General features: G+C 42.9%; 1 pseudogene. It reads left to right on the top strand.

The features are described from left to right. A pseudogene (locus AB4653_RS16430) lies at nucleotides 1–145 on the top strand (thiaminase II); the annotation flags it as partial. Nucleotides 146–219 lie beyond the last annotated feature (74 nt).

The following is a 219-nucleotide window of genomic DNA, read 5'->3' as shown; positions in this document are numbered from 1 at the left end:
ATACTTCAATCAACTGCTTGCTGAAATTGATATCAACAGCGAGCGTGGTCAGAACATCGTTCATATCTTCAAAACCGCAACGCGTATGGAAGTGGCTTTTTGGCAACAAGGTCTGAATGCACTTAATGACTCAACCGCGGCTTAAAAGCGACTTTCACGAATAAGGATTAATCCATGCTAACTGAACAAATTATCCAATCGTTGCGCGCAGTACGAGAG

This window comes from Vibrio sp. 10N.222.48.A3 (genome assembly GCF_041475345.1).
Classification (GTDB): Bacteria; Pseudomonadota; Gammaproteobacteria; order Enterobacterales; family Vibrionaceae; genus Vibrio; species Vibrio tasmaniensis_A.
Note: the sequence above shows the minus strand (reverse complement) of the source record. Positions and strands in the feature narration are given on the sequence as shown.